Here is a 25,372-nt window from a genome sequence, read left to right as displayed (position 1 = left end):
CTGGAGGAGGCCCCAGGACAGGGGCGGATCGCGTCATGCCCGCAGGCGTGTATGCCCGATCGCTGGTCGCTGCCCTGACTCGTTTCCGCGCGGAGGTCAGCGTATGCGCATTCGTCGGTACGTGCAACTAATACGGAGCTGCCGGTGCCCGCGCCGCTGTCGCGCGATGATCGGGTCATGGAGGTTCTCAGCAGCCGTATCCTGCTCCGCCCGGCCGACCCCGAGCTGTCCCGCCGCTTCTACCGGGACGTGCTCGGGCTGGCGGTGTATCGCGAGTTCGGGCCGCCCGACGATCCCGGCCTGGTCTTCTTCCTCGGCCAGGGGATGCTCGAGGTGTCCGGCCGGGCCGACGGCGCGACCACCGGGCCGATCCGGATCTGGCTGCAGGTCCGCGACCTGCGGGCGGAGCACGAGCGGCTCGCGGCCGTGGGCGCGGTGATCGTTCGCGAGCCGCGGCGCGAGCCGTGGGGCCTGGACGAGATGTGGATCGAGGACCCGGACGGCGTGGCCATCGTGCTCGTCGAGGTCCCCGGCGACCATCCGCTGCGCCGGGACACCCGGTGAGGTGACGTCCGGCAACAGCCTGCGCTGGACAGGCGAATGACACCTCACACCTTCAGTACTTTATCTGTTACAGTACTCAACGTGCCTGAGAAGTCTGACAGCGATACCTTTCTGGCGAGCGACGCGTTCGCCGCCGACCTCCTGCGAGGGCATACCGACACGATCGTGTTGGCGGTCCTGAGCCAGGGCGAGAGCTACGGCTTCGAGATCTTCAAGACGATCCGTGACGCCACCGGCGGCGCCTACGAGATCAAGGAGGCGACGCTCTACGCGAGCTACCGCCGCCTGCTCAAGGACGGCCTGGTCGAGGCCTACTGGGGCGACGAGACCCAGGGCGGCCGCCGCAAGTACTACCGCATCACCGATGCGGGACGTGCCGTGTACCACGACAACGTCGGAGCCTGGGAGATCACCCGAGGCCTCATCGACACCCTGCTCGATCTCGGCAAGGCAGCCCGCACGGGCTCCACGCGACCCGGAAGGCGGCAGCAATGACCGACGACAGCCTGGCGATCCACCGCCTCCTCGACGAGGCGTTCGCCGGAATCGACATGACCCCCGAAGCGCGTGATCTCAAAGAGGAGATGCGCGCCAACCTGGTCGCCCGGATGGCCGAACTCGAACGGTCCGGCGTCAGCCGCGACGTCTGCGCGCAGCGCGCGATGGCCGAACTGGGCGACATCCGGTCGATCGTGACGGAGGCCGCCGCGACGCCGTCCGCGCCGGCATGGCTCGACCAGCGGGTCCGGCCGCGACCGGCGTACGTCATCCGGACCCTGCTGCTGTCGTTGCCGGCAGCGGCGGCGCTGGCCGTCCTGGCCTGGTCCGTGCTGGACACGGCGGTGGCCGGCTGGCAGCCGCTCGCCGTCGCGGTGCTGGCGGTGGCCGGCGGCGTCATCGTGGCCGACGCGCTGCGCCAGGAGACCACCACCAGCTATCCCCTGCCCGTCGGCCGCGCGCTCGGCTACGGCGCGGCCACGACGACGGGCCTGGCGGGCGCCGGGTGCGTGGCGGCCGCTTATCCGCAGTGGCCGGTGGGGCTGCTGGTCGCCGCCGGCGTGCTCCTGATCGCCGCCGCCGTCGCGTTCACCTACCTGGGCGTGACCCAGACCAACCGCCACAAGCCGTGGGTGGTCCGGATGCAGCGCGAACACCAGGAGATCGGTGACGTGTTCGCGGGCGATCCGGCCGCCGCAGCACGGTTCGGCATCTACACCGCGGCCATCTGGCTCGCCGCGCTCGGCGGATTCGTCGTGCTGACCTTCACGGTCGGCTGGGCCTGGTCATGGCTCGCCCTGCTCGGCGGCCTCCTGGCGATGCTGCTCATCATGGCCCGCACCATGTTCCGCCCGCACGGCTCCGACCCGCACAGTCCCGCACAACGCTGAGAACTCCGGCCGGGTGCGACAGCACCCGGCCGGTCACGCGTTTCCGGTGATCAGGCGAGCTGTCCGCGCAGCCAGCCAGGGTCGGGGTTGACGTGCGGCTGCCCCGCGACCACGACGGTCGGCACCGTCTCGTCACCGCCGGTGATGGCACGCACCGCCGCCGCGCCGTCCGGGTCGCGCCAGATGTCGACCCAGTGCGCACGTCGGCCCGCAGGACCCAGGCGGATACGAAGCCGCAGGCAGAACTGGCAACCTGGCCGCCAGTAGATGATCGGCCTGCCGTCGACCGCGCTGCGCCGCTGTGCCTCGGCCGCGGCGAGCGACCGGGGAAAGACCAGCGGCGACAGCCCCACGGCGAGCAGCACGAAAACCAGCCCCAGTGCCACCCCGGCACCGGTCGACCCGGTGCTGACCTGCCGCACCGCCACTGCAATCCCGATCAACACGAAGAGAATCGGGAGTACCCACCTGCGCGTCATGCGGCCACGCTAGTCGTAGGACGTCGTGCGGTCCACGCGCTGGTCGTCGAGGTCCTCGCCGCTCGACCGATCCTCGCCTGGCCCTCGGCCCATCCATCTGCCGCCCCACGCGCGCCGATCTCAGGCGCGGAACGACACCCTGGCTGGCGACCGGGCGTCGTCCCGCACCCAGGAGGCGCGGACCGGGTCAGCCGGTGCGGCGGGAGCGGGCCGTGGCCAGCCCGCCGAGAATCACGGCGATCAGTCCCACTACCAGGGCCACGTAGGCCCCGCCGCGTCCGTTGCCGGTGCCGATGCCGCTGTCGGAGGTCACCGCGACCAGCCCGCCGAGGGCGATACTGAGCAGCCCTCCAGCCAGGGCCATGGTGGCTCCCAACCGCCCGGTGGCGGTGCCGAGTCGGCCGGTGGGGCGGGCCAGCGCCAGCCCACCGATGATCATGCCGGCCAGCCCCAGCAGGCCGCCGACGCTGGCGCCGAGTCGCCCGGCGCTCATGGTGTAGACGTCCGCGGCGGCGGGCTGGGCCGACAGGTGCGCGGCCGCCGGCGCGGCAAGGGCGAAGCCGCCGGCCAGGGCGGCTGCGGCGACGGTGAGCACCAGCCGGACCGGCGTCAGGGCTCTCGAGGTGTTCATTTCCGCTCCTCCTTCGTGCGTCCGGCTTCCGAGGTTCGGACGTCACCTGAGCATGTCGCGGTGCGGGCGGCCGGTCGTCGTGCGTACGGAGGCGATTCCCGCTGCCACCGGGGCCGGATCCGGCTGCTGCGCCCGCCGTAGCCGCCGGGTGGGTACTGCGGGTGCGGTATGCGGCCGCTCGTCTGCGGGGAGGAGTCGCCCGCGGCAGGATCCGGTTAGGGTGCGCCCATGAGCACCGAACGGCTCCGGATTCCGGCCGGTGTCACCGACGGGGCGATCGCCGTCTGCGTCGCGGTGACCCTGCTGGTCGCCGGCCTGCCCGGGCAGCGCTCCGCCGACGGCCTCGACCTGCTCGGCTACGTGCTGCTGGCGGCCGGCGGCCTGGCGCTGGTCGCGCGCCGCCGGGCTCCGGTCGCCGTCCTGGTCGTCACCGGGCTGTGCGCGGTCGGGCATCAGGCGCTCGGTTTCGACGTGCCGGCCGTCGCGTTCCTGTTCGCGGTGTACGCAGCCGTGCGCGCGGGTCACCGGATCGTCACGGTCGTGTCGGCGGTGACGGTGCTGGCCGCGCTTCCGCTCGCGGTTGTCGCCCTGTCGCCGGACACGCCCGTCGGTGAAGCGCTCGCCCGCTCGCGCGGTGCCCTGGAGATCGCGTGGCTGGTGGCTGCCGGCGCCGCCGGCGAAGCGCTGCGGCAGGCCGAGCGGCGGGCGGACGAAGCCGAGCGCACCCGGGAGGAGACCGCGCTGCGGCGCGCCAACGAGGAGCGGCTGCACATCGCGCGGGAGCTGCATGATTCGCTCACCCACCAGATCTCGGTCATCAAGGTGCAGGCCGCGGTCGCCGTCCACCTGGCTCGCAAACGTGGTGAACAGGTGCCGGAGGCGCTGCTGGCGATCGAGGAGGCCGGCCGGGAGGCGGCCCGGGAGCTGCGAGCGACCCTGGAGGCCCTGCGTGACGACGGCAAGACCCCGCCGCTCGGGCTCGACCATGTCCCGGCGTTGCTGCAGCGGGCCCGCACGACCGGCCTGGACGCGACGTTGACGGTCGTCGGTCGGCCGCACGACGTGCCGGCCGCCGTGGATCGGACCGCGTACCGGATCGTTCAGGAGTCGCTGACCAACATCGCCCGTCATGCCGCTGCCGCGACGGCCTCGGTCCGGATCGACTACCGTCCGGGCTCCCTAGCGATACAGGTCGACGACGACGGCGCCGCCGTCGCGGACACCGCCCCGACGCCCGGCGTCGGGCTGCTCGGGATGCGGGAACGGGTCACCGCCCTCGGTGGCCGCCTGCGGGCGGAGCCGCGCGGCGAGGGCGGCTTCACCGTGCACGCCGAGCTCCCGGTGGACCGAGCGCGATGATCCGCGTTCTGCTCGTCGACGACCAGCCGCTCATCCGCAGCGGGTTCCGCGCGCTGCTCGACGCGGAGGACGACATCGAGGTGGTGGCCGAGGCCGCCGACGGCGAGCGGGGCGTGGAACTCGCCAGGCGGCACCTGCCGGACGTCGCGCTCATCGACGTCCAGATGCCGGTCGTCGACGGCATCGAGGCGACCCGGCGGATAGCAGCGGACCCGGCCCTGGCCGGGGTGCACGTCGTCATCCTCACCAACTACGGCCTGGACGAGTACGTCTTCGACGCGCTGCGGGCCGGTGCCGCCGGGTTCCTGGTCAAGGACGTCGAGCCCGAGGACTTCCTGCATGCCGTGCGGGTGGCCGTGCGCGGCGACGCGCTGCTCGCCCCGTCGATCACCCGCAGGCTGATCGACCGGTACGTCGCCGAGCCGCCGCGCACCGGGGCCGGCGACGGCCTGAAGTGGCTGACCAACCGCGAACGTGAGGCCGTCGTCCTGGTCGCGCGGGGGCTGTCCAACGACCGGATCGCCGAGCACATGGTGATCAGCCCGCTGACCGCGAAGACCCACGTCAACCGGGCGATGGCCAAGCTCCACGCCCGCGACCGCGCCCAGCTCGTCGTCTTCGCCTACGAGTGCGGCCTGGTGACGCCGCGTGAGCGCTGACTTCGACGGCCCGCGGGCGAGGTCGTCACCGGCCCAGGCCGACCAGCAGGCCTTCGCAGCTGCGTACGACGGCCGCTGCGGCCCGCCGCTGGTGTAGGTCCAGCCGCGGGTCTTCCGCGTGCTGCTGCCAGCGGTGCATGGCGTCGGCGGTCAGGTCCCGCAGCTCGCCGCCGGACAGTTCGTGGTCGGCGCCCAGCCGGACCGCGGCGTCGGTGCCGTTGCCGCCCAGGAGCCGCTGCGCTTCGGCGCCGGCCTCTGCGGTGAAGGCGACCTGCCCGGAGCGCATCGCCGCCAGCAGCCGCAGTTCGCGGAAGTCGTGCGCGGTGGCGAGCAGCTGTTCGATCCGCGCGCGCAGGTGGACGCCGTCCTGGCCGGGCAGGCGGTCCGCCAGCCGTTCCAGGCCCGCCAGCGCGGTGCGCGCCTTGAGGACCGTACGCCGTTCGACGAAGCAGCCCATGATGACCTCGCGGAGTTCGGCGAGTCCGCTGCGTCGGACGAGTTCGGCGGCGAGTTCGGCTCGGCTGGCGCAGCCGGTGCGGGCCAGCGTCGCCGCCAGGCGTACGCCGTGGATGCCGAGGCGGTGGAGCAGCCCGCGCCGCACGTCGGGGTCGACCGGCAGCGGGCAGTCGTCGCCGGCGAAACGGTCGGCTGACATCAGGCACGCGTCCTGGGTGTCGCGTGGTGTTGCCGCGATGGCGGCCACGGCGGTGAAGTCGGCGTCGGACAGGGTACGGCCGGCGAGAGCGACGAGGCCGCCGTAGGCGACGACGCCCGCGCACGTCGCCGCGACCGCGGGATCGCGCTGGTGGCGCCGGGCGAGCTGGCGGGCGGTGAGCAGCGCGTCGATGCGGCCGCCGCCCACCTGGTCTGCGTGGGTCAGCACGATGACGGTGTTGACGGGTGTCGCCGTGGCGACGGCGCCGTGCTGGGCGTTCTGGAGGAGCTGCAGGTCGGTGCCCCGGATCTCCGGGCTGGCGTAGAGGATCGCATCGGCCTCGCCGACGGCTGGCTCGGCCGCGGCACGGTGTCCGTCGTCGGCGGGGTCGGCGCCAGGGGTGTCGACGAGGGTCAGGTGCCGCAGTGAGCGGGCCGGCCAGGCCACCTTGAGGTCGGTGATCCCCGAGCGCCGTGTGGTGCGCGGGTCCACCCGCAGGCCGTGGGCGGTGCGGGTGGTGGCCAGTTCCCGGGCGGCGCCGTCGGCGGTCCATGCGGTGACGTGCGGTTGCGGCCCGTCGGCGTACCAGGTGACGACGTCGTGGCCGTCGCCGAGCGGCAGCGGGGCGACCTGGTCTCCGATGAGCCCGTTGACCACCGTGGACTTGCCGGAGCGGCCCGGCCCGACGACGGCGATGTGCAGCGGCCCCTGGAGCCGGCCGTACAGGCGGTCGAGCTGTGCCGCGGCGCGGCCGTCCTCCCCGCTCAGGTTCCAGGCCTCCTGCATGAGTCGGCGCACCGCGTCGTCGAGGCTGCGGGCGTCGCGGCTCATGCCCGGGCTCCGGCGGGTGCCGCGGCGAGCCGGCGGGCCTGCTCCTGCAGCACTGCCAGCTGGCGCATCTGCTGGTCACGTTCGGCGACGTCGGCGTCGGCCGCCAGCTTGGCGCGGCGCAGGGACTCGACGATCTCCTGCTGCAGTTGCTCGGTGAGCGCCGTGTAGTGGTCGCGCAGCAGCCGCTGCAGCTGGCGCACCATGTCCCGGCAGTCCTTGCTGACCAGGAGGAAGAAGTCGTCGACGTGGCGCTGGGCGGCCGCCTTCACCGTGGCCTGCCGCCGTTTGAGCAGCCCGCGGCTCTCGTCCAGGACCGTCTTTGCGCCGAACAGGGCGCCGGCGCCGAGCGAGACCGGGTTGATCAGCGGCATGCCGGCCAGGCTCGTGGCCAGGCCGAAGATGAGGATGCCGCCGTAGGACCCGCGCAGTCCCGTGAAGAACTTCTGGGCGTAGGTGAACCTGTCGACGTAGGGCTGCTCCATGAGCGGGACGTTCTCGGTGAGGTGGTCGCGGGAGGTCGGCGACCAGCGCGGCGCGGTGTCGTCGCCGTAGCCGTAGGCCAGGAAGTGTTCGGCGACGCGGCGGCTGATGACGTCGAAGCGCTGGAGCATCCAGCCGTGGTTGGCCTCGTCGGCTTCGAGGAGGTTCTCGTCGAGCCACTGGGCGAAGGTGTCCCAGTCCGACAGCGGGTCGGCCTTGTCGAACACCTCGTCGACCTTGCGCAGGATCTTGCGGGTCCGGTCGCGCAGGTCGTATTCAAGGTCGGAGAGCAGGTCGGCCATCTCGTCGTTGAGCGTGTGCTGCCACCGTACGGAGCATCGGCGCAGCTCGTCGACGGTGCGTTGGGCCTCGTGCAGCCGTGACATCGGCCCGGGGGCCGGCGCCGGTTGCGCCTCGGGCGGCTCGGTGCGCAGCGGTGCGGCCAACTGCTCGATGACGGTGCGGGTGAGTTGCCCGACGGCGGCCCGGGCCAGTTCGTCGGTCTTGGCGGCCCGGTCGGTGTTGAGGCGCGCGAGCAGTGCGGGGAACCCCGATTCGGCGTTGACGGTGCTGTCGTTGCTGCCCGCGGCCCGCAGCCGCAGGTCGGCGGAGACGGGAATGACCGCGGGGCGCACCCCGATCGCGGCCAGGCGGCGGCGGGACTGCTCGGCGACGTCACGCCACCGCGGCGACAGGTCGATTTTGGTGAGCACCAGGGCGACCCGCGCGTGCGACTGGGCGAGGTGCCCGATGGTCGAGATCTCCGACGGTGACAGTTCGCTGTTGACGTCGGAGGCGACCAGGACGATGTCGGCGCGGGCGAAGGCGGTCAGCGCGTCGAGCTGTGCCGGGTCGAGCACGTCGAGGCCGGGAGTGTCGATGAGGACCATGCCGCTGGCCAGCAGGGCCCGGGGCAGACCGATCTCGACGTGTGCCGCGCCGGGGTGGCCGCCGAGCTTGCCGCCGACCGCGGCCGCGACCTGGTCGAGCGGCAGGGGCGTGCGGTCCGGTTCGGTGATCGTGCCGCCGGGGCGGTTGCGGGCGGGCGGGGTGTGCACGAGCGCGACGGACGGGTTTTCGGCGTGCGTGACGACGGTCGGCAGCACGGTGGTGAGTTCGTCGCCGACCGGGCAGGCCGGGGCGTTGAGCAGGCCGTTGATGAGCTGGCTCTTGCCCTGTTTGGGCTCGCCCAAAACGAGGACACGCAGTCGGGGGTCCAGCAGCTGGGTGCGCTTCTGCTGCACCGACTCGACCAGGTCGGTGCGGCCGTGGGCCGCGCTGAGGCGGGCGGTTTCGTCGAGTACGTCGAGCCAGATTGGTGCTATCACGGGATGGATTCTGCCGATATCAGAGGAATTATCAAGTAGCGAGTGGCTGGACCGCCCGTCGCCGGGCGGTCCAGCCGTCGGTGCGACGTCGAACGCCTGGTCAGAGCAGGCCGTCGGCCAGACCGAGCACGCCGGTGCCGCCGGCGTGCGCGTCGCCGCTCAGGCCGAGGTCACCCGTGATGTGGCCGACGCCGAGCGTGGATCCGAGGTCGCCGGTGACGTCGGTCGTCGCGTGCAGGGTGCCGTCGAGGAGGCCGCCGACCCCGCCGTCGCCGCCGAGCGTGCCGTCGAGGCCGCCGGTCAGGCCGCCCGCGCCGCCGAGCACGCTGTCGAGCTCGCCGGTGACAGAGCCCAGGACGGGAAGGTCGCCGACACCGTCGATGACGGAGGTGACGGTGCCCAGCGTCCCCTCTACCGGCTGCAGCGGCCCGCCGTCGCCGCCGACCGGGAGCGGCCCGGTCGCGGGCAGGCCGGGGATGGTCAGGTCGGCGTCCAGGGTGCCGGACACGTCGTGCTCGGACGTCAGGCCGACCGTCCCGTCGCCGGTGCCGAAGGCGGCGCCCGTTCCCGTGCCCACCACAGTGGGCGCGAACAGGCCGCCGCCGAGGGCGGACAGCGCCGGGGCGGTGGAGACCGCGCCGAGGGTCGCGAAGTTGAGGTCGCTGTTGGCCGAGTGCCCCCCGACCGGCAGCAGTTCGGCGAGGTGCTGCAACTGGCTCACGGCGGCGGTGCCGTCGGTGGGCAGGGTGTCGAGTCCCAGGTTCTGCGCGAACTGCACCGGGCTGGTGATGGCCTGGGCCGGCGCGAGATCGGCGACCAGCGGGATGACGTCCTGCACGTCGGCCGGGGTCAGGTCACCGAGCCCGGCGGCCTGCAGGCTGCCCTCCGGGTCCAGTTCGAACGCCGCGCGGGCCTGCGAGTCCGTGATCAGCTCCAGCACGAAGTCGCGCAGCGTCTGGTGTCCGTCCATGGTGACGGTCTCCTTCAGTGGTGTCGGTGGTCGATCCGTGGTCCTTGATCGGCTCCGACCGTAGGGTCCGCCGGTCCCGCCGGGCGTCGGGGACGCGGCCCCGATCACCGCGGCCCGGGGCCGGGGAACCACCCCCCTCGGGCGTTAGGGGGTTAGGGGCTACCTGTTCGGTGTGACGCGGGACCCGTTCGGGAGGTCGGCTGTAACGAATGGGGGAGCCAGGACGATACACACCCCGTGGACCTCACCGGGGCCCACCGGGGCGGTGCCCCGCGGGGGAAGGAGTCCGATGTCGTACGTCCTAGGGATCGATCTCAGCGACACTCACCTGAGCGCCGCCAGATCGAGCTTCGCGAGCTGGACGTGGGGCCCGCCCGAGCCCCTGCGGCTGGGGGCGAACGCATACACCGTGCCTGCCGTGCTGCGGGTCGCCGCCGACGGGGCGTTCTCCGTCGGCGACCAGGTCGCCGAAGGGCCCATGGTCGACGGCCGCCGCATCGCCCGCGGCTTCGTGCAGCGGGTCGGCGACGACGTGCCGCAGGTCGTCGCCGGGGAGCCGTGCCTGCCGCACACGTTGACCGCCGTGCTGGTCGACTGGGCCGTCGAGCGGGCACAGGCGCAGACCGGCAGCCGCCCCGAGCACCTGGCGGTCAGCCACCCGGCGACCTGGGGCGAGCACCGCCGCGGCCTGCTGCGGCGGGCCCTGTGGGACACCGGACTCGGCGAGGCGACGCTGCTGCCCGCACCCGTGGCGGCCGCGACGGCCCACGCCTGGCGCGAGTTCGACGGCCGGACACTGGCCGTGCTGAGCATGTGCGGCAACGGGTTCGAGACATCCGTGGTGCGCCGCACGCCGACCGGATCCACCATGCCCAGCTGCCGGCAGGGCGTCGACCCGCTCGGCGGCGACGACTTCGACGAGGCGCTGGCCGAGCTGGTCCGGGCCCGGCTGACCCGCGAGTTCGGACGCGGCTACCTGCAGGATCCGCAGATCCGGTTGGCGCTGCTGGACCTGCAGGCGGCCTGCGCCAAGGCGCGGCTGACGTTCACGACCGCCGCGCAGACCGAGGTCCTGGTACCGCTGCCGCTGGGACTGACCGCCGTGCCCGTGGGCCGGGCCGCGTACGGCGAGGCGATCCGCCCGATGCTGCTGCTGCTCGTCGACACCCTGCTGCGCACCGTGCGTGACGCCGGGCTGCGGCCCGACCAACTCGACGGGGTGCTGCTCACCGGCGCCGCCGCAGACCTGCCGCTGCTCACCGAGATGATCGGCGAGCAGCTGCCGGGCGACGTCGCGGTCAGCGCCGACGCCCAGCCCACGGCGGCCATGGGCGCGGCCCTGGTGGCACAGCGCCTGGTCACCGCGGCCGGGCAGGCGCCGCGGGACGAGCCGCCCCGGCACGCCGCCGCACCCGACCCGGACGACGACCACCCGGTGCCCGACGGCGGCGGCACCGACTGGCATGACGCCGCACCGCCGCGCCCTCCCGTGCGCATCACCGACCTGAGCCTGCCCAGGAGTCGGTCGTCGGCGATGTTCGCGCACGCCCGCGGCCGGGTTCCGTAGCCGGGCCGACGACCAGACCGGACCACCCGCTCCCGCCCAGTAAGGAACCTCAGTGCCCCGCCCGCGGACGACCACCCAGTCCCCCTTCCTGCCCGGCAGCGTCCGGGACTTCCTCGCCGAGCAGGCGCCCTTCCTGGCCGGCGTCGCCGTCCAGGCTCCCGGCGGGCACGGCAAGAGCACGGTCCTGCGCGAGCTGGCACGCGCCCACGGGTCCGCCGGCGTCACCGTCATCGACCACCGGCTCGACCGTTCGACGCCGCATACATCCGACAGCGTGCTGCTCGTCGACGACGCGCACGCCCTGGACCCCGACAGCCTGCGAGGCCTGCGTGAACTCCTCACGGGCAACCGGTGCCGGCTCGTGGTCGCCTACCGGCCGTGGCCGCGCCCGGCCGCTCTGGCGGAGCTGGCCGACGTGCTCCGGCGGCACGGCCCGCCGCTGACTCTCGGCCCGTTCGGCGAGGAGCAGACGTCAGCCCTCCTGACGGCGGTGCTCGGCGACGCCGCGACGCCGGCGACCGTCCGTTTCGTACACACGCAGGCAGGCGGCGTGCCCGGACACGTCGACCGGCTGGCGCGGGCGCTGGCCGGCGCCCCGGACCACCGGCGGGCCGCCGAGCCGGTGGACCTGCCGGCCGCGGCGCTGGCCCCGTTCGCCGCCGACCTCGACGACGCGGGAGCCGACGTCCGCCGCCTGCTGCTGGCCGCCGCGTCGGGGGTGGACCTGCCGCTGGCGGTGGCCTGTGAGCTGCTCGGCAGGACCGCCGACGAGCTGGACGCAATGCACGCGGCGGCACGCGCGGCGGGCCTGCTCGGGCCCAGCGGCCGGCTGTCACCGATCGTGCGGCACGCGATCGTCGCGCACAGCCCCACGGACCTGCGGGAGGATGTCTGGCAGCGCCTGGCCGAGATCCAACTCCAGCGCGGCGGCGCGGCGCTGCCCGTGGTCCGGGTCCTGCGCCGGGCCGGTCTCGCCGACGCCCACCTGACCGGTCCGCTCGCGGCGGCCGCCGACGAGGTCCTGGCCGACGAGCCGGCGCTCGCGGCGGACCTGCTCGCCGCCGCGGCCGCCGCCGGAGGCAGGGCTTCGCCGGCCCGCTGGGCGCGCGCGGCCGCGCTGACCGGCGACCTCGACGTCGCGCTGCGCCTGGCGGACCGGGCACTGGCCGAACCGGATCCCGCCGTACGCGCCGAGGCCGCCATGGTCACCGCCGCCGCGCTCGCCCACCGCGGCCAGCTCGGCCGCAGCGCCGACCTGTACCGCTGGTCGGACACCGCCGGCGCGGCGGCGTTCGCGGCGATCGCCGCCACCGCGACCGGACGGCCCGAGCTGCTCGACGCGGCCGCCGATCAGCGACCGGCGGCTCCACCGACCCTGCTCACCAGCGCGTCCGTGCTCATGGCCCAGGGGCTGCGGGAGACGCTTACCGGCTCACCGACCGCCGCCCTGTCGTCGCTGACGCAGGCCGCGGCGCTGCTGGAACCCGCCGGCCGGGCCGAGCTCCTGCCGGACAGCCCTGCCGCACTCGCCGCGGTCGTCGGGTTGCACTGCTGCGAGTTCGACCTCAGCAGCTCGGTCCTGGCCCGTGCCGTGCGGGCCCGTATCGGCGGGTCGCTGCTGACCCGGCGCCACCGGCTGCTGCAGGCGTGGATCCATATGATGCGCGGGCAGACCGCGGCGGCCGCCGCGATCCTCGACGCCACGGCCCGCCACGGCACCGCGCTGGAACCCCGCGACCAGCTGTTCGCCACGGCGCTGGAGGTCGGTGTCGCGCGCCGCAACAGCGACCTGCCCGCACTGCTCCGCGGCTGGGAACGGGCCCGCGAAGCCCTCATGCGGCACCCGGTGGACCTGTTCACGCTGCTCCCGCTCGGCGAGTTCACCGTCGCCGCGGCGCGGGCCGGTGAGCCGGGCCTGGTCCGGGAGCATCTGCGCGAGGCGCATTTGCTGCTGGGCCGGCTGGGCGACCCGCCGCTGTGGGCGGCTCCGCTGCATTGGAGCAGCCTGCACGCCGCCATCGTCGCCGAGGACGAGACCGCCGCCGCCGAGCTGGTGGCCGCGCTCGCGCGTGTCCGGCACACCCGATTCGGCTCGGCGGTCGCCGGCGCTGCCGAGAGCTGGTGGCAGGTGTGGCACGGCGTCGTCGATCTGCAGGCCGTCGAGACCGCCGCCCGGCGGCTGCACGGCGTCGGCCTGCCCTGGGACGCGGCCAGACTCGCCGGCCAGGCCGCCATCCGCACCGCCGATCGGCGGACGATGACCACGCTGCTCGACTACGCCCGGCTCCTGCAGCCGAAGCCGGACCGCCCGGCCGCCACAGACTCCGAGCCCGCCCCGGCGGGACGACCCGACCGGGCCCGCGACACGAACCCGCTCACCGCGCGCGAGCAGGAGGTGGCCGACCTCGTGCTGGCCGGACTGACCTACCGCCAGATCGGCGAGAAGTTGTTCATCTCCGCCAAGACGGTCGAACACCACATGGCCCGTATCCGCCGGCGTCTGGGCTGCGACAGCCGCAGCGAGCTGCTCGCCAGGCTCAGGTCGATGGCGAGCGGACCGCTGCCGACCCCGGTGCCGGGCTCCGGTGCCGATGAAACGGCAGTTCGGAGGCCATAAAGCTGCGATCTACGAGCCGGGCATCGCTTCCAGCGTCGTGATGACGGCGGCCACCTGCGCGGCGGCGGCCGTGTCGCCTACCGCGGTGTAGAGGCCGTGCTGCCATTGGGACAGGCTCAACGCGTTGAACCGCACCTGCGGATGGGCCATCGCGTGCGGGGCGAGCTGCCCGATGATGCCCGACAGCCACGCGGCGGCGTCGAGTGCGGCCGGCACGTTGTCGTTCTCGGCATGGCGCTGCCCGAAGTTGACGACCGCAGCAGCCCAGTGCAGGCCGAACTCGCCGAACTGGTAACGCATGGTCGGCACCCGCTGCTGGGACGCCGCCGCGAACAGCGCGTGCGCCTCCAGACCGAACAGCAGCTCGTCCCAGGTGGGCGCGGCGATCAGCAGATCCCCCATGATCTTGGCGTACGCCGGGGCGAGCTGCGGGGAGCATCGCATCGCCGGCACGAGGATCCTGACCTCGGTGGCCGGCGCGGTGAGCCTGTCGGCCAGCTCGGGCCGGCCCGCGACGCCGAGCGCCTGCGCGAGCGTGGGCTGACGCTCGGCCACCCGCTCCACCAGGTCGCCGCCGGGCAGTGGCCCACCGCCGGCGACGGTGAAGAACCACCGTGCCGTCTGCGCCAGTTCGCTCCGACCCGCGGCGGCGTGCACGATGAAGGCGGTGGCCGCCGCAGCGCGCACCGCGGGGGCGTGCACCGCCGGCAGCGCGAACTGGCCGCCGCGGCGGAACGCCGCCAGGTATTGCCGCAGGGCCCAGTCGGCGGCGCTGACGGCTACGTCCGGGTCGCCGCCGATGGACAGCTGCACCTGCGCGGCCAATGCGACCACCCGAGCAGCCGGGATCATGTCCTCGGGGTCGGCGTGCTCGGCGGTCAGGGCCAGGCAGGTGGTCACCGCCTGTTGGGCCTCGGCGATCGCCGACAACGGCTGGCCGGCCGCCGCGTGCGCCCGGGCACGGCGGATCACGACGTCGGCGACGAGCTGTCCGGGCGGATCACCGAGGCGCTCATAGGCTGCCTCGGCCGCGACGAGCGCGTCGACAGCGGCCGGGTAGTCCTCCGCCTGCAGCAGCCACTCACCGAGGGTGTACAACATCGATCCGAGTTGCTGCGCGTTGTCGGCGTCCCACGGTTCGGTGTGGATGGCGTCCTGGACCAGCGCGCAGGCCCGCTGATACCGGTCGACCGCGCCGGCGAGGTCACCCCGCCCGTAGCAGCGCTCGCCGTCCGACATCAGCCGCACCACCTCACGCCGGCGGGAACCACCGCCCAGTCCCACCACGGGAACCCCCTGGTCTCGTAGGTCGCGCCCTGATCGCGGAGGATGACGGCCCGCCGGGCGGTGACTGGCCTGTCGCCTGAGGTCGATGGCATGACCGGCTGGATCGGAGTGTCGTGCCGGCCTTGTCGGGCGTCCGCAGAGTATCGAACGGTGACGGTTTGTGTCGATGCCTGAGGCCGGAGGTCTGGCGTGCATCTGCAGGAAACCCTGCCGGGCGCTCTGGCATTTGATGTACTCGGTGCAGTGGTGACGAGGCGTTCGACCCCTCGACGGCCAGGTTGCGACAGGGACGGGGGTCCTGGCATGCGACGGTTCAGCGCAGGTGGAGTGGTCATGTCGTTCGTCGCCGTCACGGCCTTCGCGGGCGCCTGCGGCTACACGATCGGCGAACCGGCGACCTGGCAGACGCCCGCTCCGGCGACGCCCGCATACGCCGCGCAGCTGCAGAACACGCTGCAGACCATCATCAGCGACATGCGCGTGCCCGGCGCGGTCGTGATGATCACGTCACCGGAGAAGGGCGACTGGACCCAGACCTTCGGCACCCGCACGGTCGACGGCGGCGGTCCGGTGACCGTCGGCGACCGCTTCCGGATCGGCTCGAACACCAAGACCATGACCGGCACGGTGCTCCTGCAACTGGTCCAGGAAGGCAGGATCGGCCTGGACGACCCCGTGTCGAAGTACCGGCCGGAGGTGCCCGACGGCGACGCCATCACCATCGCACAGCTGCTGAACATGCGCAGCGGGCTCTACAACTACTCCGAGGACGAGCAGTTCAACGCCCAGCTCGACAGCGACCCGCTGCGGGTCTGGAAGCCCGAGGAACTGCTCGCCATCGCGTTCGCCAAGCCTGCGTACTTCGCGCCGGGCGCGGGGTTCCACTACTCCAACACCAACCTCATCCTGGCCGGCCTCATCGTGGAGCAGCTCACCGGCCGTTCCCTGCAGGACGAGTTCCAGCAGCGGATCTTCGGCCCGCTCGGCCTGCGCGAGACGCTCCTGCCCGCGCCGACGGACGCCGACATCCCCGCGCCCCACCCGCAGGGCTACATGTTCGGCACGAACGTCAGCACGCTCGCCGACCCCGCACTGCCGCAGGCCGAGCAGGCGGCCGCCGCCGCGGGCACCCTGGCGCCCAAGGACGTCACCGTCACCAACCCGTCGTGGGCGTGGGCGGCCGGTGCCGCGATATCCACGGCCGCGGACCTGACCAAGTACGCCACGGCGCTGGTGAGCGGTGGGCTGCTCGACGCGAAGACACAGCAGATGCGGCTGGACAGCATCCAGCCGATCCAGACCCCGGCACCGTTCGAGGTCGGCTACGGCCTGGCGCTCGTCCGGTTCGGGCCGCTGTACGGCCACGACGGCCAGATCCCAGGGTTCAACTCGTTCATGGCCCACGACCCCGTCCGCAAGGACACGGTCATCGTGCTGACCAGCCTGTTCGCCGCTCCGGACGGCAAGCAGCCGGCCAACGCGCTGGCCATGGCGATCATCCAGGCCCTCTACGGGACAGCGCCTACCCCGTCCACCTCGCCCAGCCGCTGACCCCCGCCGCCCACCGGCTGGTCGGCCGACCCCCGTTCATGCCCGCAGACCCGTTGGCGGGCAGCGGATGTCGCCCACTGCCACTAACCTCAGCGCGTCGATCACGCTGAGGGGAGCTGTGCCATGGGCTTGTGGGCCGCGTACGTGCTTGTCGGATCCACCGGGGCACCCGCTGACCCGGACGGTTGGGAGCCGGGCGCCGGCACCGTCGACGGCTGGTCGGCCTTCATCGCCCGCAGTGCCAACCCGCTGAACCCGGGAGCACCGTGGACGACGGTGCCGGGACCGATGCTGACCGCGTCCGTGCTGGACAGCGACGTGTCGCTGCTGATCGGCTGGGACAAGGGCGAGGAGCGGTTCCGCTGGCTGTTCAACGAGGAGGCCGGTGCCGACTACGGCATTCCCGGCCGGGCGGAGGAGCCGGACGAGCAGACCCAGGCCGCCGAGCGCATCCCCGTGGTGACGGCGATGCTGGCGTGGGCCGCCGAAGCCGGGCTGACCGGGGCTGAGCCGGACCGGCTGGACGACATCCTGTCCCGCGGCTACGTGCTGGCCGAGGATGGGCTGTTCGCGACCCTGGCCGCGCTCGGGGTGATCCCGCCCGACGGCTACCTCTACCAGGCCGAGCACGCCGAGGAGACCGGCGACATCCTCGAACGCCCCGAGTTCCAGCACCTGGCGTTGACCCGGTCCGCCGCAGGAGGCACCGAACCGGCGCAGCCCGCCCCGATGTTCCTGGCAACGGCGATCGACCACGACGGGCCGGCGTGGGCACGGTTCGTCGTCCAGCACGAACTGGAGGACTGGGGCCGCCCTGGCTGCCTCGTCGCGGCCTGGCGGGAAATTACCGTCGGCGCCACCACATTCGGCTCGTGGACGTTCTACCTGACCGGCAATCCGGCACTGGTCCTGTACGGCTGGCACGGCACACTGGAGGCGGCCCCCCGCCTGCCCGACCACGGCCCCTGGCTGGCGGTGCCGGCCGAGTGCACCGACATCGACGCCGCGGTCGCCTGGGCGCGCGCCCAGGTGGCAGCCGACGCGACGCCGGCCGCCGCCCCGCCCCACCGCGGGCTCGTCGAGACGGAGCTGCCCGAACAGCTGCTGGGCATCGACATGACGTCGGCCTCGCCCCACGCCCGCGCCGCCGAGCCCCGGCTGGTGTGCCAGCTCTACACCTACACCGACCTGGCCGAGCACATCGACGCGCTGGCGGACTGGCTCACCGACGCGCGGCAGCTGCTGATCGACCCGGTGCTCGCGACCTACGGCCCGGACCGGGTCTGGCTGTCCGCCGCCGGCGACGGCGCCCCGCCGTACGGGGTGTCCGCGAGCATCGACGCGAAGTCGGTCAAGGGCCGCTGGTCGTACACCGGTGCCGGCACCGCGCAGTGGAACCGCGCCATGGCCCGGCTACGGGACGGTCAACTGCACTCCCTCGGTTTGCGGCTGGCCCGCCTCAACGGCGAGGGCAGCGGATCGAGCTACCACCGCGGCATCAGCGTCCACGTCGAGTTGCGGGACCAGTTCACCGAGGCCACCGGCCCGCTTCCCGACGGCCACCCGGCCACGATCGTGATCACCGCGGCGCGGTCGCTGCTCGACGAGCAGGTACCGGGAGGCATCGCCGCGGTGGTTGACCTGCTCCAGCGGGCCGCGGTCAGGTTCGGCGCGGTCACCGGCTACGTCCACGGCTCGGGATCGGCCGACTCCCTGCAGTCGCCGTTCGAGCGGCGCGGCCCCGCGCACTGGCGCAAGCAGCGGCTGGACACGATGAGCCGGGGCGTGCACTGGGGCAACCTGCTCGGTGCCGGGCACCTGGCCGCGATCGGTGGCCTGGACCGGCTGGAACGGCTGCACACCGACGGCCGCATACGCCGTCTGGAGCAGTGGTCGAAAGAGCCGCAGCTGTGGTGGTTCGAACTCACCGACGACCCGTTCGGGTCGGTCAACGCCCACGCCGACACGGTCGCCCCGGACCTCCGGGAGATCATCGCGTACCGGTGACGCCGAGACGCCGACCACCGGAAAACGCCTTGCGCGGGCCGGTGATCGTCACGAGACTCGTCCGCTGTGGAGGAATCGGCGTGGAAGCTGTTCGATCGTGTGGCTGCGGACTATGACCAGGTGGCTCCGTTCTTCGCCGAGTTCGGCAGGGCGATCGTCGACGTGCTCGATCCGCCCGCCGGCTGCCGGCTGCTCGACCTGGGCTGCGGGCGGGGTGCGCTGACCGCGCCGGCCCTGGCCCGGGGCTGTGCCGTGACGGCCGTCGACGCGTCACCGGCGATGGTCGAGCACCTGGCCGCCGATTTCCCGGCGGCTTCGGCGTACGTCATGGATGCGCAGGCCCTGGACCTGCCTTCCGAGAGCTTCGATCTCGTCGTGTCCTCGTTCGTCGTCCACGTCCTCGACGATCCCGCGGCCGGGGTCGCCGAGGCGTATCGCGTCCTGGCGCCCGGCGGGCGTTTCGCGTTCACCGGTGGCAGCGCCCGCACGAGCTACGACGGCCGCGGTGTTCAGCCCGACGCCGACGCGTTTCCGCTCGGCCGCCGCCTGGACGCCCTGTTCCAGGAGTTCGCGGCCCACCTGCCGCCGAACGGCAGCATGGGCCGGCCGGTCGACGCCGCCGACCTGCTGGAGGAGGCCGGTTTCGGGGACCTCCGGGAGGAGCAGGCCGAGGTCCGCATCGAGTTCGGGGACAACGCGATGCTGTGGCGGTGGGCGATGAGCCACGGCTACCGGGCGTTCATCGAGGACCTGCCGGTCGACCGCCGCGAGGAGTTTCACCGCCGGGTGCTGGAGCTTCCCGCCGGCGACCGGGTCCTGCGGCGCGTCACCGGGGTCTGGTCCGGCCGCAGACCCGCGTAGCATCGCCGGCCTGCGACGGTCGGCGCGCCGGGCGAGAAACGGGTGCGTGAATCACCAACCTGCCGACGGCCTGCCGCGTGTTGGTGGCGGAGGTGACGGATGGACAGGTACGACGGCTTTCACGATTTCGTCGTCGCGCGGGGTGGTGCGCTGTCGCGCACGGCATACCTGCTCACGGGCGAGCACCACGCGGCCGAGGATCTGGTGCAGACCGCGCTGGCCAAGGCGGCCGCACGGTGGCGGCAGATCGTGGCGCATGGCCAGCCCGAGGCGTACGTGCGCCGCATCATGATCAATGAGCGGATCACGTGGTGGCGGCGGCGACCGGCCCGGCCGGTCGCGCAGGTGCCCGACTGGGCCGGTCCCGACGAACCGCGCCAGATCGTCGACCGGATCACGCTCGGGCAGGCGTTGGACACCCTGACCCCGCGCCAGCGCACCGTCGTCGTGCTGCGCTTCTACGAAGACCTGTCCGAGGCGGAGACCGCCGACGCCATGGGCTGCTCGATCGGCACGGTCAAGAGCCAGACCCACGTGGCCCTCGGCCACCTGCGCCGCGCCCTGCCGCTTTTCGCCGAGCAGGCCGGCCAGTACGCCGACGCGGACGCCGCGCTCACCACGGCCCGGACGCGGCGGGCACGCAGGGTGGTCACCGCCGCCGCGCTCGCACTGCTGCCGGCGGTGCTGGCCGTCGCCGTGTACGCGCTGCGGGCCCCCGCGACACCGCCGCCCATGCTGACTCCGTCGCCGAGCGTCTCGCCCGAACCGGTCGGTCTCGGCATCGTCCCGACCCTGCCGAGCAGCCTGCCCGCCGCCGGCACGGCGCTACCCGACCTGCCGGCCGACCGCGGCGTCGGCCGGGCGTCGCTGGTCCGGTCCCAGTCGACCGCCGACGGCGTCGTGCTCCAGATCGCCGCCGAGTCCGGCTGGTACCAACTGCGCCTGCAGTCGCAGGCGCGGTACATCCGGCTCTCGCCCGACGGCCGCTGGCTGAGCTGGACCGACCGGCAGTCCAGCACCGTCCTGCGGGACCTGGCCGGCGCCACGCAGCGGCGCCTGCCAGGCGAGGTGCGAGCCTGGTCCCGGTCGGGCCGGCACGTGCTGCTGGCGAACAACTTCCCGGCCCTGCCCTTCGTCCACACCCCCGCCGACGGCACGTCCCGGGAGATGACGCTCGTCACCGGCTGGAACGAGTCCCTGACCGTGCTCGACGACGGCACGTTGCTGCGCGGCGACGACGACCGGACCATCACCGCCGGATCCTTCCCGCTGGCGGTGACCGACCCCGCCACGGGCGCGCTGCGGCAGTTCACCGTGGACGTCGGCGCACTGATGCGCCCCGGCGAGACCATCGGGGTGCTGAACACGACCCCGCGGCTGTACCAGGTGCACGACGACGTGGTCGCGGTCCAGGCCGACACCCGGGGCGCAGCGCACGGGGTGCTCTTCTTCGAGTTCTCGCTGCGCGACGGCGCCCCGCTGCGGCGGCTCGACCTCGGCGAGCGGGCCGGGCGCGACTCGTCTCTGTCCTTCCCCTGCCTGCAGGGCGAGACCCTGCTGTGGCGGGAGGAACGCGCGCTCCGCCAGTCCGTGCCCGGCGGCGCGACCGACCTGGCGACCCTCGACCTGGGCTTCTCCGACGGCACCGTCCACCTTCCCGGCTGCCTGCTCGATATCGCCTGACCCGGCACGGCCGGCGCGCTCGCAAAGGGTGAGGGCCTCCGTGTCCGGGGTTGTTCGACAACGCCGGACACGGAGGCCCTGTGCACACCCGACGACGTCAGGCGGCCGGGTGACGTGCGGCCTACGCGAATCCGCCGCCATCGGGCCGTGCCCGGATACTTCCGCGTATCACGCTGGCTACCAGGACATTCCGGCAGGCGGTGGGTGGCTGTGGCGTGGATCACACAATTTATGTACGTCGATAGCGCTTGGTTGCGTTCAGTAATCAGGACTGTTGAAGCCGCTCGCGGCAGTGAGAGCGACGATTAGTTGACTCGGCAGACACCCTCCGAGAGTCCCCCGCGGGGCAATGGAATCGGCCGCGGCCGCCTAAGTTGACGCCGTCGATATTTGCTCACACGGGGGTGTAGGGCGTGATTGGACGTCGGCGTCATCAGACGGCCGCGTATGCGGCCGTGACGCGCGAGAGTGAGTGCGTCTTCGCACTCGGTGGCACGGCGGAACCGTGTCGTTCGTGGTGTGTCGGTGCCGGCGGAGCCGACCCGAGCACCTTCGTGTCAAGTCCTTCACCCGCGGTCTGCCGAGCCTGAGCAGACCCGGACCGGCCTGCGCGCCTCGGCGCGCCATTGCCGAAGGACTCATCTGATCCCGTGAACACCGAGGCGGGCCCATCGGGGGCCGCGCCTGCACGGTGCTCCGTACCTTAAGAAACGGGGATTTTCCATGAAACATCATGGCAATCTGTCGCCCGGTGCCCCAGGCGCCTGGCGAGGCTTGTTCGGAGCCGCCGTCACGGTCGCCGTGACGGCAGCGGCCGGCGTGACGTTCCTGGCGGCATCGGGTGCCGCCGCACCGGCGCCGGCGTGCGCCGACGTGGCGCTGACCGAGTCCGCCGCGGCGGCCATGGCAGCCGCGTGCGGCCGGTCGGTGGTCGCCGACTCGACGCGCACGGCGACGACGCAGATCACCGTGCACCCGAACGGCCTGCGCACGTTCGAGTCCGCCGTGGTGCCGCAACGGGTCCGCAAGAACGGCGCATGGACCCCGGTCGACCTGGGCCTGAGCCGGAGCGCCGACGGCCTGCTGCGCCCGGCGGCTTCGGTGGCGGACGTGGCGTTCTCCAGCGGCGGCACGGGCCCGCTGGCGACGTTGACCCGCAACGGCCGGAAGATGACCCTGTCCTGGCCGGGCGGTGCACTGCCCGCGCCGACGGTATCGGGCGACTCGGTCACCTACCCGAACGTGCTGGCCGATGTCGACCTGGTCGTGCGGGCCACCGACACCGGCTTCACGCATGTGCTGGCGGTCAAGTCGGCGGCGGCGGCGAAGAGCCCCAAGCTGCGCAACATCGAGTTCACGACGGGCGGCGACGCTCAGCTCGTGCACGGCGGTGACGGCTCGTTGCGCGCGGTCAGCGGCGGCCAGGTGCTGGCAGCGGCCGAGCCCGCCGTGATGTGGGACTCGCGGGCGCCGAAGGCGGCCGCCGGCGCGCGTTCGGCACACGCGGCGGACCGCTCGTCGGCGGCGAGCGCCGGTGACGCGGCCCGCGTGGCGAAGGTGGGCGTCGAGGCCACCGGCCGCAAGCTGGTGCTGCGCCCGGACACGACCCTGCTGGACAGCCCGGATGCGGTCTACCCGGTCTTCATCGACCCGAGCTGGGGGGTCTGGAAGACCAAGTGGGCGTATGCGAACAACGCCAACTCGACCAACAGCGACATCTCCGTCGCGCGGGTCGGGCTGAACCCCGACACCGGTGCACTGTGGCGCTCGTACTTCGAGTTCTCCACCACGGCCAGCAACGGTGTGTCCCTCAAGGGCAAGCACATCGCGTCGGCGTACGTGGCGATGGTCCTCACCCACTCGTGGTCCTGTGGCAACACCCCCTCGTCCATGTATCTCAGCTCTGCGATCACCGGCGTGCCGAAGTCGACCTGGTCGACGATGAAGCTGGTTTCGTTCGCCGACGAGGCGTCGGGTCACGCCAACAAGGCCGGCGGCTGCTCCGATTCGCAGGCGGACATGCCGATGAACTACTCGGGCAGCACCGTCACGGCGCAGGTGCAGAACGCCGCCAACGCCAACGCGAACACCATCACGTACGCCTTCACCGCCTACTCCGGCGGATCGGGTGAGTCCACGCAGGACCGGTGGAAGAAGTTCCTGCCCAACAAGGCCGCGCTCTACGTCACCTACGACACCAAGCCGGGAGTGCCGAACAACCTGCAGGTCGCGGGCGTGGCCTGCCCTGCCACGGGAGTGCTGCCGATCGGCTCGTACACCCCGACGTTCTCGGGCGTGTTCCCCGACGCCGACAGCGACGACTCGCTCACCGGGACGTTCGAGTGGATCAAGGTGCCGGCCGGCGGCATCGCCACGGTGACCGACACCGTTCCGACCCGGGAGACGGCGCCGCCCGCCAAGACCGGCATCTCGCCGAACACCCGCGCGACCAGCAACACGGTCACCGTGGTGGCCAACACCCTCTACGCCTACCGGGCCAAGACAACCGACAAGGCCCCCTACAACTTCTCCAGCGCGTGGTCGCCGTGGTGCCAGTTCTCGGTGGACACCCAGCGGCCGACCGTGACCGCCTCGGTGGTGACGATCCCGCCGGGCCCGGGCCAGACCGGCACCATCCGCATCGAGTCGCCGGACACCGACGTCACCAAGTTCAAGTACGGCTGGGGCGCGGCGACCACCGAGGTGACCGCCTCGGGCACCGGCCCGAAGTACGCGGTGGTCACCGTGGCCCCGCCGAAGTTCGGCCGTAACGTGCTCAACGTCTCCGCGGTCGACGCCACCGCCAACGAGGGCATCGGCTCCATCGAGTTCACCGTCGGCCACCCGGCCGGCCCGATCGCGCGGTGGGGACTGGAGACCTACCCCGGCATCGACCAGACCGCGGCCCTGGCCGACCAGCAGCCGACCACGGCGAACACCCCGCTGACCGTGGCGTCCGGGCTGAACTGGACCGACGACACACGCCTGATGGACGGCCAGACGGCCACGCTGTCCGGCACCACCACCGCCACCACGGCGCAGACCAGCGGCGCCGTCGTGGACACCACGAAGTCGTTCAGCGTGGCGATGTGGGTCAAGCTGACCGACACCACCAACGCCTACCGCAACGTGGTCTCGCAGGAAGGCGTCAACACCAGCGGGTTCCAGGTGTACAACACCAAGGACGCCGCCAACTGGGGCTTCCTGCTCTACGACACCGACTCGGCCACCTCCACGGCCGGCACGGTCGCGTACGCCCCGGCCACGCCGAACGTCTGGGTCCACCTCGCCGCGGTGTACGACGCCACGGAGAAGAAGGTCCGCATGTACCGCGACGGCGTGCTGACCGGTGAGACCGCCCGCACGGCGGCCCCGTGGGCGTCCAACGGCAAGTTCCACGTCGGCTGGTCGAAGATCGGCAGCACCGGTGTCATGAACCTGGGCGGCGTGCAGCTCGCGGACCTGCAGGTCTTCAACCGGGTGCTGGTGCCGCAGGACTTCACCGGGCAGCTGGCCTCCGACCCGCAGTCGGGCGGCTTCGACGAGCCCGGCCTGCTGTCCCCGGTCGAGGTCGGCTCCTGGGACTTCAGCGCGGGCACGCCCTGCTACGTCACGAACCTGCGGGACACCTGCGAGGCCCCCGACGGCCGCGCCTGGAACCGCTGGCTGGCACTGACCCGGGGCACCTCGATGGCCGCCGGCCGTCCCGGCAGTGACATCGGCATGCGCCTGAACAACGAGTACTTCCCCGAGGAGGGCTACACGCAGGTCACCACCGAGTACGGTCGCAGCGCCTACAAGCTCGGCTACCTCCCGCCGGACGGCCAGGGATTCGAGCGCACCAACTGGCAGGACACCCCGGTGCTGCGTACCGACCAGTCCTTCACCATCTCGGTGTGGGCGGTCGTCGACGATGAGACCGGCAACTACGCCGTCGTCTCCCAGCCCGGCACCGTCGAGAGCGCGATGCGGCTGAAGTACCAGGGCTCGCAGGGCACCTGGCAGTTCTGCCTCGCCGACGAGGACGTCAACCCCGAGGTCGGCACCTGTGTCACCGCGGCGCAGCCGCAGGCGGCCAACGACTGGGCGCACCTCACCGCGGTCTACGACGCCGGGGCCGGGATGATGCGGCTCTACCTCAACGGTGAGCTCAGCCAGACCCGGGCCGTCGGGTTCACCCCGTTCACCTCGGGCAACCCGCTGGCCGTCGGCCGGACCCTCTGGCACGGCAGCTACATCAACAACTTCTTCGGCGGCATCGACGACCTGCAGGTCTGGCAGGGCGCCCTGACCGACGCCCAGGTGCTCCAGCACCACACGGCACAGGCGCCGGTGGAGGTGCCGGAGACGCCGTAACACCTTCCGGAGAGTGGTGATACCTGCCGGTGGCGCCGGTCCCGACTCGGGGCCGGCGCCACCGGCCGGTCAGTAGCGGGGGGGGGGGGGGGGGGGGGG

General features: G+C 72.7%; 18 protein-coding genes. 12 read left to right on the top strand and 6 right to left on the bottom strand.

Translation table 11 applies throughout. The features are described 5' to 3' along the window. The first annotated feature begins 177 nt into the window (after positions 1-177). From F9C41_RS19350 to F9C41_RS19340, 3 genes are all read left to right on the top strand, one after another. A complete protein-coding gene (locus F9C41_RS19350; RefSeq protein ID WP_155388222.1) occupies positions 178-564 on the top strand; it encodes a VOC family protein in 387 nt (128 codons plus the stop codon). Positions 565-645: 81 nt separating this feature from the next. Continuing rightward, on the top strand, positions 646-1,059 hold the full coding sequence (locus F9C41_RS19345; protein ID WP_230689756.1) for a PadR family transcriptional regulator: 414 nt from the start codon (positions 646-648) through the stop codon (positions 1,057-1,059). Continuing rightward, positions 1,056-1,952: a permease prefix domain 1-containing protein gene (locus F9C41_RS19340; RefSeq protein WP_155388220.1), complete on the top strand. Its 897-nt coding sequence runs from the start codon at positions 1,056-1,058 to the stop codon at positions 1,950-1,952. The genes F9C41_RS19345 and F9C41_RS19340 overlap by 4 nt, the downstream gene beginning before the upstream one ends. A 50-nt stretch (positions 1,953-2,002) precedes the next feature. On the opposite strand, the gene F9C41_RS19335 is transcribed toward F9C41_RS19340, so the two are convergent. Together F9C41_RS19335 and F9C41_RS19330 are read right to left on the bottom strand one after the other, a co-directional pair. Then, positions 2,003-2,431, bottom strand: coding sequence for a glutaredoxin domain-containing protein (locus F9C41_RS19335; RefSeq protein ID WP_155388219.1), 429 nt, complete (start codon positions 2,429-2,431; stop codon positions 2,003-2,005). Between the two features lie 187 nt (positions 2,432-2,618). Further along, positions 2,619-3,062, bottom strand: coding sequence for a DUF6223 family protein (locus F9C41_RS19330; protein ID WP_155388218.1), 444 nt, complete (start codon positions 3,060-3,062; stop codon positions 2,619-2,621). A gap of 228 nt (positions 3,063-3,290) precedes the next feature. On the opposite strand from F9C41_RS19330, the gene F9C41_RS19325 reads away from it, so the two are divergent. Continuing rightward, positions 3,291-4,421, top strand: a complete 1,131-nt coding sequence (locus F9C41_RS19325) for a sensor histidine kinase (RefSeq protein ID WP_155388217.1) — start codon at positions 3,291-3,293, stop codon at positions 4,419-4,421. Continuing rightward, positions 4,418-5,080 (top strand): response regulator, encoded by a 663-nt coding sequence (locus tag F9C41_RS19320; RefSeq protein ID WP_155388216.1) that lies wholly within the window; start codon positions 4,418-4,420, stop codon positions 5,078-5,080. The genes F9C41_RS19325 and F9C41_RS19320 overlap by 4 nt, the downstream gene beginning before the upstream one ends. Positions 5,081-5,105: 25 nt before the next feature. Here the strand turns inward: F9C41_RS19320 and F9C41_RS19315 are convergent, their stop codons facing one another. The 3 genes from F9C41_RS19315 to F9C41_RS19305 form a co-directional block, all read right to left on the bottom strand. Beyond that, positions 5,106-6,566 (bottom strand): P-loop NTPase family protein, encoded by a 1,461-nt coding sequence (locus F9C41_RS19315; RefSeq protein ID WP_155388215.1) that lies wholly within the window; start codon positions 6,564-6,566, stop codon positions 5,106-5,108. Continuing rightward, a complete protein-coding gene (locus tag F9C41_RS19310; RefSeq protein ID WP_230689755.1) occupies positions 6,563-8,374 on the bottom strand; it encodes a dynamin family protein in 1,812 nt (603 codons plus the stop codon). Before F9C41_RS19310 ends, F9C41_RS19315 begins: the two co-directional genes overlap by 4 nt. A gap of 100 nt (positions 8,375-8,474) precedes the next feature. After that, positions 8,475-9,344 carry an IniB N-terminal domain-containing protein gene (locus tag F9C41_RS19305; protein ID WP_155388214.1) on the bottom strand — a complete coding sequence of 290 codons (870 nt, stop codon included), beginning with the start codon at positions 9,342-9,344 and terminating at the stop codon, positions 8,475-8,477. Positions 9,345-9,633: 289 nt separating this feature from the next. Between F9C41_RS19305 and F9C41_RS19300 the strand changes: the two genes are divergently transcribed. Next, complete coding sequence (locus F9C41_RS19300; protein ID WP_155388213.1) at positions 9,634-10,911, top strand: Hsp70 family protein; 1,278 nt, start codon at positions 9,634-9,636, stop codon at positions 10,909-10,911. 52 nt (positions 10,912-10,963) lie between these two features. Next, positions 10,964-13,528: a helix-turn-helix transcriptional regulator gene (locus F9C41_RS19295; protein ID WP_230689754.1), complete on the top strand. Its 2,565-nt coding sequence runs from the start codon at positions 10,964-10,966 to the stop codon at positions 13,526-13,528. Between the two features lie 9 nt (positions 13,529-13,537). Here the strand turns inward: F9C41_RS19295 and F9C41_RS19290 are convergent, their stop codons facing one another. After that, positions 13,538-14,767, bottom strand: coding sequence for a hypothetical protein (locus F9C41_RS19290; protein ID WP_230689753.1), 1,230 nt, complete (start codon positions 14,765-14,767; stop codon positions 13,538-13,540). Between the two features lie 381 nt (positions 14,768-15,148). On the opposite strand from F9C41_RS19290, the gene F9C41_RS19285 reads away from it, so the two are divergent. From F9C41_RS19285 to F9C41_RS19265, 5 genes are all read left to right on the top strand, one after another. Then, the gene (locus F9C41_RS19285) at positions 15,149-16,366 is read left to right on the top strand and encodes a serine hydrolase domain-containing protein (protein WP_155388211.1); all 1,218 of its coding nucleotides are present in this window, start codon (positions 15,149-15,151) and stop codon (positions 16,364-16,366) included. Positions 16,367-16,489: 123 nt separating this feature from the next. After that, entirely contained in the window at positions 16,490-18,373 is a 1,884-nt protein-coding gene (locus F9C41_RS19280) for a hypothetical protein (RefSeq protein ID WP_155388210.1), read from the top strand. A 66-nt stretch (positions 18,374-18,439) separates the two neighbouring features. Beyond that, on the top strand, positions 18,440-19,234 hold the full coding sequence (locus F9C41_RS19275; protein WP_155388209.1) for a class I SAM-dependent methyltransferase: 795 nt from the start codon (positions 18,440-18,442) through the stop codon (positions 19,232-19,234). Between the two features lie 99 nt (positions 19,235-19,333). Continuing rightward, entirely contained in the window at positions 19,334-20,917 is a 1,584-nt protein-coding gene (locus F9C41_RS42030) for a SigE family RNA polymerase sigma factor (RefSeq protein WP_330164775.1), read from the top strand. A gap of 801 nt (positions 20,918-21,718) precedes the next feature. Continuing rightward, a complete protein-coding gene (locus tag F9C41_RS19265; protein ID WP_230689751.1) occupies positions 21,719-25,273 on the top strand; it encodes a LamG domain-containing protein in 3,555 nt (1,184 codons plus the stop codon). Positions 25,274-25,372 lie beyond the last annotated feature (99 nt).

Source organism: Catellatospora paridis (genome assembly GCF_009720365.1).
GTDB classification, from domain to species: domain Bacteria; phylum Actinomycetota; class Actinomycetes; order Mycobacteriales; family Micromonosporaceae; genus Catellatospora; species Catellatospora paridis.
The sequence above is the reverse complement of the archived record's forward strand: the minus strand, read 5'-3'. Positions and strand labels throughout refer to the sequence as shown.